The sequence below is a fragment of the Citrobacter sp. genome (genome assembly GCF_050252275.1).
Classification (GTDB): Bacteria; Pseudomonadota; Gammaproteobacteria; order Enterobacterales; family Enterobacteriaceae; genus Citrobacter_A; species Citrobacter_A amalonaticus.
This window is the reverse complement of the sequence record NZ_JBFWLF010000091.1, coordinates 1-14,529: the sequence shown is the minus strand read 5'-3', so window position 1 is coordinate 14,529 and position 14,529 is coordinate 1. Positions and strand designations below refer to the sequence as shown.

General features: G+C 50.4%; 12 protein-coding genes, 1 tRNA gene and 1 pseudogene. 4 read left to right on the top strand and 10 right to left on the bottom strand.

What is annotated here, in order from left to right; all coding sequences use genetic code 11:
- Positions 1-553, top strand: a pseudogene (locus AB7E14_RS09950) (IS4-like element ISCro2 family transposase); the annotation flags it as partial.
- 93 nt (positions 554-646) lie between these two features.
- On the opposite strand, the gene AB7E14_RS09945 reads toward AB7E14_RS09950, so the two are convergent.
- From AB7E14_RS09945 to AB7E14_RS09925, 5 genes are all read right to left on the bottom strand, one after another.
- The gene (locus tag AB7E14_RS09945) at positions 647-925 is read right to left on the bottom strand and encodes a hypothetical protein (protein ID WP_032676634.1); all 279 of its coding nucleotides are present in this window, start codon (positions 923-925) and stop codon (positions 647-649) included.
- Entirely contained in the window at positions 922-1,569 is a 648-nt protein-coding gene (locus AB7E14_RS09940; RefSeq protein ID WP_058799367.1) for a hypothetical protein, read from the bottom strand. Before AB7E14_RS09940 ends, AB7E14_RS09945 begins: the two co-directional genes overlap by 4 nt.
- Positions 1,570-1,604: 35 nt before the next feature.
- Complete coding sequence (locus AB7E14_RS09935) at positions 1,605-2,150, bottom strand: hypothetical protein (RefSeq protein WP_058799366.1); 546 nt, start codon at positions 2,148-2,150, stop codon at positions 1,605-1,607.
- A gap of 57 nt (positions 2,151-2,207) precedes the next feature.
- A complete protein-coding gene (locus tag AB7E14_RS09930) occupies positions 2,208-3,404 on the bottom strand; it encodes a conjugal transfer protein TraF (protein ID WP_231912862.1) in 1,197 nt (398 codons plus the stop codon).
- A 108-nt stretch (positions 3,405-3,512) separates the two neighbouring features.
- Positions 3,513-4,529 carry a hypothetical protein gene (locus AB7E14_RS09925; RefSeq protein WP_058799364.1) on the bottom strand — a complete coding sequence of 339 codons (1,017 nt, stop codon included), beginning with the start codon at positions 4,527-4,529 and terminating at the stop codon, positions 3,513-3,515.
- A gap of 934 nt (positions 4,530-5,463) precedes the next feature.
- Between AB7E14_RS09925 and AB7E14_RS09920 the strand changes: the two genes are divergently transcribed.
- Both AB7E14_RS09920 and AB7E14_RS09915 read left to right on the top strand, forming a co-directional pair.
- Positions 5,464-7,002, top strand: a complete 1,539-nt coding sequence (locus AB7E14_RS09920) for a TraI domain-containing protein (RefSeq protein ID WP_058799363.1) — start codon at positions 5,464-5,466, stop codon at positions 7,000-7,002.
- 40 nt (positions 7,003-7,042) lie between these two features.
- Positions 7,043-7,996: a tyrosine-type recombinase/integrase gene (locus AB7E14_RS09915; protein WP_058799362.1), complete on the top strand. Its 954-nt coding sequence runs from the start codon at positions 7,043-7,045 to the stop codon at positions 7,994-7,996.
- Positions 7,997-8,272: 276 nt separating this feature from the next.
- On the opposite strand, the gene AB7E14_RS09910 is transcribed toward AB7E14_RS09915, so the two are convergent.
- Positions 8,273-8,348 (bottom strand) — tRNA-Phe (locus AB7E14_RS09910).
- Positions 8,349-8,453: 105 nt separating this feature from the next.
- On the bottom strand, positions 8,454-9,161 hold the full coding sequence (locus AB7E14_RS09905) for a DUF554 domain-containing protein (protein ID WP_316962857.1): 708 nt from the start codon (positions 9,159-9,161) through the stop codon (positions 8,454-8,456).
- Between the two features lie 427 nt (positions 9,162-9,588).
- On the opposite strand from AB7E14_RS09905, the gene AB7E14_RS09900 reads away from it, so the two are divergent.
- Positions 9,589-11,724 (top strand): ornithine decarboxylase, encoded by a 2,136-nt coding sequence (locus AB7E14_RS09900; RefSeq protein ID WP_316962856.1) that lies wholly within the window; start codon positions 9,589-9,591, stop codon positions 11,722-11,724.
- Positions 11,725-11,775: 51 nt separating this feature from the next.
- On the opposite strand, the gene AB7E14_RS09895 is transcribed toward AB7E14_RS09900, so the two are convergent.
- The 3 genes from AB7E14_RS09895 to AB7E14_RS09885 form a co-directional block, all read right to left on the bottom strand.
- Positions 11,776-13,032, bottom strand: coding sequence for a nucleoside permease (locus AB7E14_RS09895; RefSeq protein ID WP_044255678.1), 1,257 nt, complete (start codon positions 13,030-13,032; stop codon positions 11,776-11,778).
- A gap of 212 nt (positions 13,033-13,244) precedes the next feature.
- Positions 13,245-14,327, bottom strand: coding sequence for a membrane-bound lytic murein transglycosylase MltC (gene mltC, locus AB7E14_RS09890; RefSeq protein WP_044327654.1), 1,083 nt, complete (start codon positions 14,325-14,327; stop codon positions 13,245-13,247).
- A 73-nt stretch (positions 14,328-14,400) separates the two neighbouring features.
- Positions 14,401-14,529: Fe(2+)-trafficking protein (locus AB7E14_RS09885; RefSeq protein WP_428169494.1), on the bottom strand; the 129-nt coding region annotated here is incomplete at its 5' end.

Genomic DNA, 14,529 nt, shown 5'->3' with positions numbered 1-14,529 from the left:
GCGCTATCTGGGTTTCGGGCGACTGGCACGCAACGCCAGTCGTGACTGTCCAGGAAATTTCTACACCGTGCATAAACGGGCGACAGGCAGGAAAGGCAGCCAGCATTACCCCAAAACAGACAGGATGTACCGTAAAAACGCACGTGAACCGTGGCTGCTTTTTACCAGTCTGATGGAATATAAGCCACGCGAGATAGTTAAAATTTATAGTCGCCGTATGCAGATAGAACAGAACTTCAGGGATGAAAAAAGCGAGCGCTATGGGTTGGGACTGCGGGCAAGTAAAAGCCGGGGAGAAAAACGAATATCCGTGCTTTGCCTGGTTGCAGTTCTCTACAGCATCATCATATGGCTGACGGGATATTACCTTGAAAGTAAGGGAATAAATCGATGGTTCCAGGCGAACAGTGAGAAATCACGCAGGGTACTGTCGTATCTGACATTGAGTGAAAATGTCATCCGGCAGTCGCCGGGGCTCCTGTCGGGGATGAACCCCGACAGGGTATACGCCGATATGGCGAGGGCCTATCGAAACATCATTATGGTGTATTAATGATGTTTCTGGGGATCCCTCAGCCCTCCCGGGGGCTTTTTTATTGGGTATAGAGATTGAATGGTTGATGAGGCAGCATCTTGCTACTGGCCGTTATAGTAGTCTTATCTGAGTTGGCATTTCTCCGCGAACGAATTTAATGGTGAGCGGAGCATCAGTTCTGACCTGCAAAAGTGCTTTTACTTCCTCTTCAATTTCAGGCCAGTACAGGCCTGTTTTCTTATATGCAGGGAAAAAGAAAAACCTGATAACGGCAACGATCCTGTTCATCCAGTTTGCCTTCACGGACTTGTGGATGTCTTCAAACTCATCCAGTGTCATAGCGCCAATTTCCTTCCCGTTGGCTTCGACTACCCAGTACACATCTTTCATTCCGTCACCTCATCGTTCAGGCTTTTCCGTTTATCTACATCGTCTATTAAGGTGTTTGCCTGGAGATGACGAAGTGCGAACTCCAGTGAGGGAAACTCCATCGTTTCCTGACGTGACATAAAGCGATCTGTGGCGATGCCATATGTACCTGTTTCGATATTAAAAACGAAGCTGTGGCAGCAGTCCACCGCGGGGTAGTTATAAATCATTAATGATTTTTCTTTTCGCTCATCAGCAATAAGGTACGGCAGAACAAACTCCACCATCCGGATTGTTTGCTCCAGTTCTTCTTCAGACTTTGTTGTGAAACCGATCCCGTAAACTGACTGTCCGGTATAAATATTGCCGAAGGCAATCAGACGCAGACCTGCGATCGTACCGACCCATTTATCACGGTATGCTCGCATGGTGGTTGAGGCATCCTCACTCATACTAAATATTCCATGCCAATTGGGAGCATCTCCCCAGCTCGCTATGATGAGTTCATCTCTCTGATTTTCCAGGTCTGCAAGGTGGTCTTCGGCTATTTCCAGATTTCGTTCTGCACGTCTGACTGAGCGCTCTCGCTTTGCAATAACCTCTGAGGCATCGCTAATTAGCTTTTCAATGGCTTTGATATTTTCACCAGTTGGTAAACTGGACATATCAGTCTCCTGCGGCCGTGGAGAAGGTGACTTGCTCATTGCCCGACCTCCCGACTAACCTTCGTACCGCGTGCGACTTCCGGAATTTGTTTCCACAGGCGCGCGGTCCATTCAGGTTTAAGATGCTCCGGATTGGAGGAACGATAAATTGCGGTCACGTTGCTGCGTTTAGCATCGCCTGTGACTTCTATTGTCAGACGATCATTAGCTGCCCAGTTCCGGCTCATGCGATAATAAGACCCAGGTTGGGCTGACCAACTGGCACCTTCTGAAATTGCCGATGCTGACCAGCCAGCATTTCCCTGACCATTGTTTCTTGCGGCTGAAACGTCTTCATCAGAAGGAAAACCATAATGCTGCTTCAGGCGTAGTGCAGCAGTATCTACGCCGACTGGCAGGCTGAATGCCTGGGCAATCTCATTACGTTCAGCCTGTTTTTCAGAAGGATGCTGCTCACCAGGTGATATCATCGTGCTGACATCTGACAGTTGCCGCTGAAACTGATTGAGCTGGTTCTGGCTACACCCAGCAAGAGCCATAAGTACAAAAGAGATACCTGAGCAAAGAATGAGTTTTTTCATAGTGTTCTCCTGAGGACTTCCAGGGCTGTCAGTAAACAGCCCCTTCATTTTGCTGGATCAGAAAGTGAATTGAAGTTGTGCAACCGCCCCGTAGGTACGATCAGTGCCTGCGATGCCCGTGATATCCAGGTGAACCACATCAAACGGAGAGAACCCCAGGCCGGCAGTGAAAGCATTGCCTTCTCCGGAAGCCATGTTCTGGCGGTAACCCGCGCGCACCTGCATCCAGTTCCAGGCATTAATCTCGGCACCCAGACTTGCAAACTGACGCTTATTATCACTGGTGAAACCACTCGCCTCAGTCAGGTCGACATCGAGCGCGGTTGTGATGAAGCTGTTGTGCCATGAGGCGCCGGCAGTGGCCTGCGGTTTAATCTTGAACGTTCCCTTTTCACCATTTACTTCTTTGGTATCGATTGAGCGGGGGATGATATTTTGTACGGCCAGACCAAGAGTCCAGTTGTCGTTCAGGTTTGTGGACAGACCGACGTCGGCGTTAAAACCGGTTTTGGTATTGCGGTACTCGCTGGAGTCAATGTCGTTTTTGTCAAAATTACTGACGGAAACGTTGTAGTTAAACAGGTCAACGCGCTGGTATTTTGGTGTGATACCAAAGGACCAGGCATGTCCTGCAGTTTCGAACTCATGCGCCATGGCCACTCCGACATCGGTGATCACAGCCGCACGACCGTAGGCTCTTGACGTAAGTGAGTCAGTATCCACTGCAGAAGGGGGGATTGTGCCATCGGCGACCTTGTCGAGGTATTCCAGGTCGTGATCGCTGACCTTACCATCGACAGAGACAGTACCCCATGATTTCACCACAACGGCGAACGGTAGTGTCTGGTTCGGCACAGTTGCAATAACTGAAGCCCCGACCTGGCCGTTCGCATGTGTGTTTTTCAAATCCTGAAGCTTACTCTTGAGTGCCGCAGCGCTTTCGCTGACACCGGACTGATTAGCGACGGCGCTGTCGAAACGATCCCAGAGGTCCTTAACATCATCCGCTTTATCCACGGTTTTATCCGGGTCAGAGACCTGGGCGCCCACCGATGGCAGCACCAGGCTGAAATCATCGGTTGGTCCGGACGTAGTTAACAGAGCAGGGTTAGACAGAGCAGCTGTACCGTAGTGCGCGGATGCCACGCCGGTGCCACCCATAGCATCACCGCGTGCCTCCATCCAGTTCGTCGCAGCATTAACCGACGGCGCTGCGGAAACCAGAAGAGCAAGAGAAACGCAGCGGGTAATCATTGAAATTGAAGCTTTCATCATTTATATCCTTTGTCGTTTATGGTGTTTAAGGCAAAAAAATCCCCTGGCGCTGGCGCACCAATAAAACAATGTGTCTGACTGGTTATTTTACTTAATATTGATGGCTGTTATTTGGCTAACAAATTTACTCCATTCTGGTGTTATAAATTCCTCAGGGAAAAGAAAAGGTTCTCTTTCCTCTTCGGTCCATATATTTTGAGAAAACTTACCTGACTCTGTTCGTTGAAGTTTCTGAATTTCCCACAGTGCAGCGGCCGGAAGTATCTTTCCTTCTCTCAGCGCATCCAGTAAATAACCGGATGCATAAAATGTGTCGAAACTGTTGAGAATATGCGCTCTGAAGAGAATGTTGCTCATACTCAGGAATGAATTAAGTTGTGTTTTATAAGCACCTGAAGATGGACAATGCCCGATACATTCAACTACACGAATTCTTGTGTTATTAACGGTTTTATAGCGCCGAATAAAAATGAAAACATGTCCGGATTCGTCTTTGATATCTCCTGAGTTGTATTGATTCTCTCTGACCAGGAATATGTCAGGACGGGTCAGGTTGTCGTCAGATGTATATTCCTGAATTCTTTTTTTAATTATCATGGCAACCTGAATCCATTCGCTGAAAGCGGTCAGGTACACTGACCGGGGATCACTTCCTTCCAGCCATCTGGTACTTACACAGAACCAGTCAGATAGCTGTTTCAGCAAAGGTGCAGTTAAGTAATCCATCGTTCTTTCACGGCTTTCCAGAACGCTCAGACCGATATTCCAGTCCGAGAGCAGGCGAGCCACGTCCAGTACCGACAGGCGGTGCTCATCCATCAGCAGCCAGAACCGTTCGTGGATATGTGTGATCACAGCCTGTCGGGGGATAAGCGTCTCGCGCATGATACCCTCGACGAGAATATTGACCAGTTCAGCTGATGAAATACCCAGGCGTCCTGATACCAGTGTGACGAAATCCCTGACAGCTGGTTTAAAACGTATTGCAATAGGGCTGCCAGACGTTTTCTTTCCGTCCGAAAGCTGGGCTACCAGCTGCTGCATATTTTCATCCCGTTCAGTGATGATACTGGCAAGGATGGAGGTGACGTTCAGACGGTTCATATAATTTCCCGGTGTTGGCTAATACATTAATTCGACTTAAGTTATTAATTATTGTATCCACTGTGGATACGTTACCGCGCACCAGAGTGGATGTATAACGATGAAAATCGATCGTTCAGATCGACTACATTGATGTAGCCAGTGTGACAACGGGTGAAAAATCAAAACAGGGGAAATTATTTTTCCGGATTGAAAGTTTTTCGTATGACAAGAACGGGCCATAACGTTCTGGACGGTACACGCCAGCGCCACTGTGCAAGAAGAATTTCCAGTTGCATAACTGCACGCGCAGTGGGTGTGAAGGGGACATGTATGACATGGCTTCGGTAATGTCCGGCCTGAATCTGAAGATGCCTTCTGATACGTTTAATTCGATAAGAGGTGAGGAGATGGGAGGCAATCACGATGGTGTTCTCTCTGCCACTGAGAGCGTCCTCTATACTGGTTAGCACTCCATTCCAGAACCAGGCCACACGTTCGGATGAAATACTGACGGTTGGCTGGTTTGGCGACAGATGCACGAATATCCTTGAGCTGCGCTTATGGTAGCTCAGGATGCAGGGCTGGTTGATGAGTCTGCGCTGCATCCAGTTCACCACTCTCAGAGAAAAAGGGGATATCAATACAAGCCCCCAGAGATACACCATCCCATCCTGATACCCCGTAATTAGAGCGATGAGCCCGTAACTCGCAAGACCCCAGCAGAGGATAATTCCAGAGACCACTAATCTTTGCATTCCTGTCGCTTCCCTCAGATTTCTGATGGCGCTTAAGGAAGCATGCTGATTAATTCTCTTCATCTGAAAACTGTGAACCGGCCTTTAAGGATTAATGCAAGTTCGTTTTGTTTAATCAGGAACTAAGGCTTTTGACTTGCAAAATACAACCGTCTCCATAGCGTAGCGTCAATTCGGAATCTGGTTATGGGGTGGTTATGCGTGGACTGAAATGGTTAACAGGCCTTGGGCTGGCAGTCGGAACGGAACACTCAGTAAGACCATCCGTGCAGCCGGCACAAGCGGGAGGGTTCCGGAACGTACGGTCCGGTCAGTTGTTACTGGGAACTGCGGAGCGACAGAAGATCGTCCGGATGTTGCGGGAAAATTGCCCACTTTCACAGTCAGCCTTTGACGAATTCTGGCTAAAACCCTTAGAGCAAATGGCTGCTCGCGTTCAGGAAGTACCGGCAGCCTGGGCGGGGCCGTTAGCCACACCAGGGAGCTTTACTGACCTCAGTTTATCCGTGGCCGCAAGTGCCGTGAGGCTGGTACGCGGTATGATGTTACCTCCGGGAGCGACGCCTGAGGAGCAGGCAGAGCAGGGGCCTGCCTGGATATGCGCAGTGTTCTGGGCTGGGCTTTTTCATCATCTTGACTGGTTGTCGCAGATTGAAGGGAGCCTGGCGAACGGAAAAGCCTGGTGTCCGGGGATGGAAATACCCGGTGCAAACTGGCGGGTGCGTCCCCGGCAGGGGAGAACGGCTTCAATGAACGGCATGTACATTGCCAGTAAACTCATCCCGGATGCTGCGGCTATCTGGCTTCAACGCTGGCCGGCGATTTCAGGTGCGCTATTTTTGTACCTCAGCGGACAAAAAGCTCAGTCTGGAATTCTCAACAGCATCATCAGCGATGCGCTTGCCAGCGTTGCCAATAAATCAGGAACCGTTTCTGGTACAGCAAGCCCCTCTGAAAGCGATAAGGTGATCACCTCAGGGGAGGAAGGGGAGGAAGAATCCAGAACAAACAATATCCCAAATTTAATAGACGACGATATGCATCAAACGTCCAGTCACAAAAATATAACACCGGTTCCAGAGCCAATTAACAATGCATCAATAGGTTACGATACTAACCAGACAGGTGATTATGCTGCTAATGATGTTACCGGTCAGGTTACGTTGCTTTCGGCATTTGATAATCATGATACACAGTCATTCGATGAACGAACAGGTGATGAAACTGTCCCGGATGAGTCGGTATCAACCGCAGAACTTCTTAGCGTGCTTGACCAGATGTCGGGCTCTGGTGCTCCTGTTGTTGAAGCGAAGGTTGGAACTACTTCTTCTGAAGAGCCTTCGCTGGTCGGGATGGAATCTGGCACCCCAGGAGAAAAGTTTCTGGACTGGCTGAAATCCTCAATCCTTGACGGTACGGTTAGTGTCAATGAGGGCGAGAGTTTTGCACATATTCTGGCTCAGTTTGTATTCATTGTTTCACCTGAGTGTTTTTTTAAATATTTGTCGCTGAATACAAATGAGTCACTGGATAAATCGGAGTTGCAAAAAAGCTTTGAAGCTCTGAACGTTCATTATTCACGAAATGGTAAAGGCCTCTGGCATTACCATAAATACGACACGCCGGACAAAAGCGGTCGTTACACCAAAATGTCAGGATACATGCTGAGCGCTGACATTATTTACAAAAAAGGAACTTGTCCACCGGACAGTTTATGGCTTGCACGAAGAAATTAATACTATTGCTTAAGTCAGAATAACAATATACGAGGTGAATATGAACAATGCATTTGAACAAGTGCTGGATGATTATTTTTTCAGTAAATCTTTGCGCCCGGCTACGGAGTGGAGCTACAGGAAGGTAGTCAGATCATTCATTTCCTTTAGCGGTGAAGGTATTTCACCTGAGCAGGTTGATAAAACGCTGGTTTTAACGTGGCGCCGAAAAATTATCCATGAGGAAGGACTGAGCAGAACGACATGGAATAATAAAGTGACTCATATGCGCGCTATATTTAATCACGCCATCGTTAATGGGCTTGTAACGATGAGGGAAAATCCTTTCAACGGGGTAATTACCCGACCCGATGTCAAACGCAAAAAAACACTGACTGATGTACAGATGAATAAAATTTATCTGCACATGCAGGCGAGGGAAGAGGATGAACGGATTGGTATGATGGAGTTAAGAAAAAGCGCCTTACGGCCAGCATGGTTCTGGTTAACGGTACTGGATGCATTGCGGAGAACAGGAATGCGCCAGAACCAGCTGCTGCACATTCGCCTGGAGGATGTAAATTTTGAGCACCGATGGATTAATCTCCGGCCTGAGGGTTCCAAGAACCATAAGGAACACCGGGTTCCGATTACTGAAAACCTCCGCCCCAGACTTGAAAGGCTCTATAACCTTTCCCTTGAACGTGGCGCGAAGATGCAGGACCAGTTGTTTAATCTATCTCGCTTTGATGGCCGGAAGAATGAAATCAGCAGCAACATGGATTATCCGCCGTTGCGTGCGTTTTTCAGACGACTGTCACGAGAATGCGGTTTTACAGTCAGTCCGCACAGGTTCCGACACACCATCGCGACTAACCTGATGCGTTTGCCGGATCGTAACCTGAAGATGGCACAGGACCTGCTGGGTCATTCAACACCGGCGGTCACGCTGGAGTATGTTGAAAGTGACCTGGATAAGGTCCGGGACATGCTGGAGGAGCTGGATGCGGCATAAGACTAATCTTAAGTTAAATCTAAGTTGATGAAATTAAAAATGGAAAAAAAAGGGATGTTTGCTTTACAAAAGATTGACACAGGGAAGATCTGAGGGTAAATACGTTCGTGAAGTAAATTGTGGACGAGAGAAATCCAGAGGATGGCTGAAACATCCTCTGGATTTAAGTCCCGTGTTCAACTGATGCGGTAACACAAGTACCATCATCATGCCGTCTGGGGACTACTGTCTTGCCCGTTAAGGATCTCATCTCTTAACGAACAGGCTCTGAAGAAGTGGTGCCCGGACTCGGAATCGAACCAAGGACACGGGGATTTTCAATCCCCTGCTCTACCGACTGAGCTATCCGGGCAACGGGGCGCATTAAAACCGATCCGCCTCGTTTCGTCAACGAAATTTCTTCAATTCAACGCAGACTGCACAATCTATCACCACTTTGCTGTTATTGCACGCATTCTCAAGCGAAATACGCGGTCCAGGCGGCGGAAAGCGGCATGGCGAGGAGCAGCGCCGGGAGCATATTGACCACGGCAAACATTTTGATTCCGCAGATGCGTAAACCAGTGGCGACCAGCAATAACCCCCCGACCGAACTGAAATCGGCCATCATTGCGGGGGTGGTGAGCGGCAATATCAGCGCCGCGCAGGTCGCCAGCGAAAGCTGGATGAGCAGCATCGGAGCCGAGATAGCCGAAACGGCGATACCCAGAGAGCAGGCGAAGATCATGGCGGTAAAGAAGTCGAGGAAGGATTTGGCAATCAGGATACTCGGATCACCGGTCATCCCTTCTCGCATCGCCCCAAAAATCCCCGTCCCGCTGGCGCAGAACAACACGATGATAGCGACGTAGTTTTGGATAAACGATTCATGAGGTTGTTTTTTCCCTGGCCTTAAAAAGAGTGTCTGCGCTTTGGCGACGGCGGTGTTGATCCCCTTTTCCAGATAGCAAAACTCACCAATTAGTGCGCCGACCAGCGTTGCCAGCACCATAACCGGAAGATTGGCGCATTTGACTACCAGTAAGATACCAATGCCAAGTGACGCGAGACCGAAAATAGAGGTCATGGAGACACGAATCCGTTCCGGCAAACGTTGGCTAAGAAGGGCGCCAATAACACCACCCACCAAAACGGCGCTGGCGTTAATAAAAGGTCCAATTACCACGTAAGCTCCTGCTCATTATGTTGTCAAAGTGCATTATTATGACCTGGTTCTCATTTACAGTATTGTTTAACCGCAACAAGTGTGCATAAGAATTAAATCTTGCCCCTCCTGGTTAAAGGTGCCATGATTGCGCGAATTTTCTCCAGTCTGTTCGGGGCCGCATGGGATGAACGCAACACCTTCACATCGCCTTTCGCATCGCCGGTTAGCGCGATGGCTGCCCCTTCTCGTTATTCCTTCCCTCTTACTCACCATGCGGTGAGGGCAACGTATGCTCACTGCAGGACAACAGTAAAATCAGAAACGGTCTGCTTTTACTGATGTCTGGCGGTCGGAGCTGGTGACCAGTTTGACCTAAACATCTCGTGGGGCAGGGCAATGAGCCTTGTCCGGGACTCTTATTCTCCCGAAACGGGTTTTTGCGCTTATGAAATCAATGAACATTGCCGCCAGTAGTGAACTGGTTTCTCGTTTATCTACTCATCGCGGTGTTGTGGCGCTGGACAGTACTGACTTTACCGATGTCGCTGCCGTCGTCATGACCGTTACCGATAGCCGTAGCGGCATTCTTGCGTTACTCAAACGCACGGGCTTTCATCTGCCGGTCTTTATTCTCACCGAAGAGAACATAGCTCTACCCGCAGGCGCGACCGCCGTTATTCGCGGTACTGCGCAGGAGTGGCTGGAGCTGGAATCTGCCGCCAGCCTGTATGAGGAAGACCTTCTGCCGCCGTTTTACGACACGCTGACGCAGTATGTGGATATGAAAAACAGCACGTTCGCCTGTCCGGGGCATCAGCACGGTGTGTTCTTTAAAAAGCACCCTGCCGGGCGTCATTTCTATGATTTCTTTGGCGAAAACGTCTTTCGTGCAGACATGTGCAATGCTGACGTGAAGTTGGGCGATTTGCTGATCCATGAAGGTTCAGCCAAACATGCGCAGAAGTTTGCCGCCAAAGTCTTCCACGCCGATAAAACCTATTTCGTCCTGAACGGCACGTCGGCGGCGAATAAAGTGGTTACCAATGCGTTACTGACGCGTGGCGATCTGGTGCTGTTCGATCGCAACAACCACAAATCGAATCACCACGGTGCGCTGATTCAGGCGGGGGCGACTCCGGTCTATCTGGAAGCGGCCCGTAACCCGTTTGGTTTTATCGGCGGGATCGATGAACACTGCTTTGATGAAGCGTATCTGCGCGAACAGATCCGCGACATAACCGCAGAAAAGGCAGAGTTGCCGCGTCCCTTCAGGCTGGCAATTATCCAGTTGGGAACCTACGACGGCACGATCTACAACGCCCGTCAGGTGATCGACAAAATCGGTCATCTTTGTGACTACATTCTGTTTGACTCTGCCTGGGTCGGCTATGAGCAGTTTATCCCGATGATGGCCGACGGCTCGCCGCTGCTGCTGGAGCTGAATGAAAACGATCCGGGTATTTTCGTCACCCAGTCGGTGCATAAACAGCAGGCCGGGTTCTCACAGACCTCGCAGATCCACAAGAAAGATAATCACATTCGTGGCCAGGCGCGTTTCTGTCCGCATAAGCGGCTGAACAATGCGTTCATGCTGCACGCTTCAACCAGTCCGTTCTACCCGCTGTTTGCCGCGCTGGATGTCAATGCCAAAATCCACGAAGGGGAGAGTGGTCGACGTCTGTGGGCAGAGTGCGTGACGCTGGGGATTGAGGCGCGTAAGGCTATCCTGACCCATTGTAAGCTGCTTGTGCCGTTCATTCCGCCAGTTGTGGAGGGTAAGGCGTGGCAGTCGTATCCCACCGAGGTGATTGCCCGCGAGCGGCGTTTCTTCAGCTTTGCGCCGGGCGCGAAATGGCACGGCTTCGAAGGGTATGCCGACGATCAGTATTTTGTCGATCCGTGCAAGCTGCTGCTCACCACGCCGGGTATTGATGCGCAGACCGGACGTTATACTGATTTTGGTATACCGGCCACCATTCTGGCCCATTACCTGCGTGAAAACGGTATTGTGCCGGAGAAGTGCGATCTCAACTCGATTCTGTTCCTGCTGACGCCCGCCGAGAGTCCGGAAAAAATGGCGCATTTAACGGCGATGCTGGCACAGTTCGAACAGCATATCGAAGACGACACGCCGCTTGCACAGGTGCTTCCGACTATCTTCAATAAATATCCGGTGCGCTATCGCGACTATACCCTGCGCGAACTGTGTCAGGAGATGCACGATCTGTATGTCAGTTTTGACGTGAAGGATCTGCAAAAAGCGATGTTCCGTCAGGAGAGTTTCCCGACGGTGGCGCTGAACCCACAGGATGCCCACAGCGCCTTTATTCGTGGTGATGTTGAACTGGTGCGCATTCGTGATGCTGAAGGCCGTATCGCGGCGGAAGGAGCGCTGCCGTATCCTCCGGGCGTGCTGTGCGTAGTGCCGGGCGAAGTCTGGGGCGGTGCGGTACAGCGTTATTTCCTGGCGCTGGAAGAGGGGGTGAATATGCTGCCTGGGTTCTCGCCGGAGTTGCAGGGCGTTTATAGTGAAACCGATGCCGATGGCATTAAACGGTTGTACGGGTATGTGTTGAAGTAATCGAAAGAGAATGCCGGATAAGACGCGAAAGCGTCTTATCCGACAGAGAGATTAATGTGCGACGGTCTGTGTGCCAGTCGGGACGCGAACGTGCTTGTACTTAAACAGCGCCACGAAGGCAAAGGCCAGAACCAGTGAGTAGCCGGCAAAAATCAGCCACACGGTCTGCCAGTCGGTAATGCCGTTCAGGGTGTAATGCTCCACCACTTTCCCGCTTACCACGCCGCCGAGGATACAGCCGAAGCCGTTGGTCATCATCAGGAACATGCCCTGCGCACTGGCGCGGATTTCCGGACGAACTTCTTTCTCAACGAAAACCGAACCGGAGATGTTGAAGAAGTCGAAGGCGCAGCCGTAAACAATCATCGACAGAACCAGCAGCACGGTACCAAACGGGCTCGGGTCGCCGTAGGCGAACAGGCCGAAGCGCAACATCCACGCCACGATACTGATCAGCATGACGTTCTTGATCCCGTAACGGCTGAGGAAGAACGGAATGGTCAAGATGAACAGGGTTTCGGAGATCTGCGAGATCGACATCATCACCGACGCGTGCTCAACGATAAAGCTTCCGGAGAACAGCGGGTTGTTGTCGAAGCTGTGCAGGAAGGTGTTCCCGAACATGTTGGTAATTTGCAGTTCTGCGCCGAGCATCATTGAGAAGATGAAGAAGATAGCCATACGCTTGTTTTTAAACAGCGCGAAGGCATCCAGACCCAGCATAGAAGTCCAGCTTTGATTCTTCTGCTGATTCGCCACCGGAATGTGCGGCAGGGTCAACGTAAACAGCACCAGCATCACAGAGAGCGCCGCGCCAATATACAGCTGCATATGGCTCAGTTCGAAACCGGAGAAGCTCACGGCCCACATGGCGGCGATGAAACCGATGGTGCCCCAGATACGAATCGGCGGGAAGTCAGTAACGATGTCCATGCCTGCGTTCTGCAAGCGGTAATAGGAAATGGTGTTGATAAGCCCAAGCGTTGGCATATATGCCAGTGAGTTAAGCAGGATCACAAAGAACATCGCACCCGGCGTCGTGACTTCAGCGGCGATGAACAGCGTCACTGCACCCACCACGTGACAGATGGCGTAAACCCACTTTGCACTGAGCCATTTGTCCGCCACGATCCCCAACAGGGTCGGCATCAGAACCGCCGCGATCCCCAGCGAGCTATAGACAGCACCAATAGAAGCACCGTCAAATTTGAGGGTGACAAACATATAGGAGCCGAGGGTGGTCAGCCAACTTCCCCACAGGCAGAACTGCAGAAAGGAGAGTATTTTCAGCTGCAGCTTAAGATTCATGTTAATTTCCTCACACAGGAAGGCGGATGAATGTTTCGTTTGGCACAAATGCCGTGACTGTATGATGTGATTCTATCAACGACGATGGGTGATTTTTTGTTACCTGTGACAAATAATTGCAAAACAATACCTTTTTGCAATGCGAAAAAGTGACTTTTGTCACGTTTTGGTTCGCCCGCTCGCCGTTTTACCGGGAGCGGGGAAGAGAAGCATCAGTTCCGCCGATAGGTTTTTTGCGCGGAATTGACTTTATACAGATAACGGCGCGATTCAGAAGAGGGGTGACGCGTGGTTAACGTCTGGTACACATCCCCTGGCGTCATGCTGTTGATGATATTCGCGGCCTGCACTTTATCACTGGAGAAGACGCGCAGTACGCTGCCCGCCCCGCCATTGTAAGCGGTGATCACCGCATAGCGTCGTGACGTTGGGTTATCGATGCCGCCCAGATAGACATTGTTGAGCATTGCCAGATAGGCGGTGCCGGTATCAATGTTGCTGGCTGGATCGAACAGTTCACTGCGACTCGGGATACCGGAGCGGCCCTGGGAACGATAAACGTCTTTCCCGGCGGTATGCTGAACCACCTGCATCAGCCCCAGCGCATCGGAACGGCTTACTGCGTATGGGTTGAAGGATGACTCCGTCTGCATAATCGCCAGAATCAGCGACTCATCAATGCCATATTTATGGGATGCCTTGCGCACCATGCCGAGGTATTTATGCGCACGTTTATCCAGGTGATTCGGCACCAGGTTAATTGTCACACTGAAAATCATGCGGATCCCGTTGCTGCGGCTTTTCATCCGCGTTTGCAGCAGGTAATCGGCGAAGTTCGTCGCCCGGCCTTCCCAGCGGATCGGCTGACCTGTGTTATCGAGCACCTGGCCGTACAGGAACGGCTCTCGGGAGATCTGAATGTCATCGACATCAGAGTAGAGGTCGACGGAAGTGGGATCATCACCCATCAGCAACGTTTTAATGATGGCGCGACGCAAATGTGCCGCAGGTTCAGTCCCGGCGATGGTCTCAACGGTAATGGTCCCGTCGTCAAAGTTAATATGGCTGCGGGTCTGGTACTGATCGGTGTACTTCACGTAGTCCTTTGGACCGGCGATCAGCACTTCTTGATAGCCCCACAGATTTTCAATGTTGTGGGCAAACTGCCCCATCAGAATGTCAAAACCGTTGGTATCCTTGATCCAGGCTTCATTATAAGAATCGCCTTTTTTGGTCGAACTGGAACAGGAGATGAGCAACGGCGCAATAACGGCAAGCGCGAGAAATTTTTTCATCATTCCGGGAGTGCGTGTTGTGTTTGTCGTTGTGCGGTGTTGCCGGACAGCGTTGAGCCATCCGGCAACGTGCTTATTTTTTATCTTCCGGCGTATAACCTTCGATATGCACGTCTTTGCCTTCAAACAGGAAGTTGATCATCTCCTGTTCCAGCAGCTTGCGATGCTCGACGTTCATCATATTGAGTTTCTTTTCGTTGAT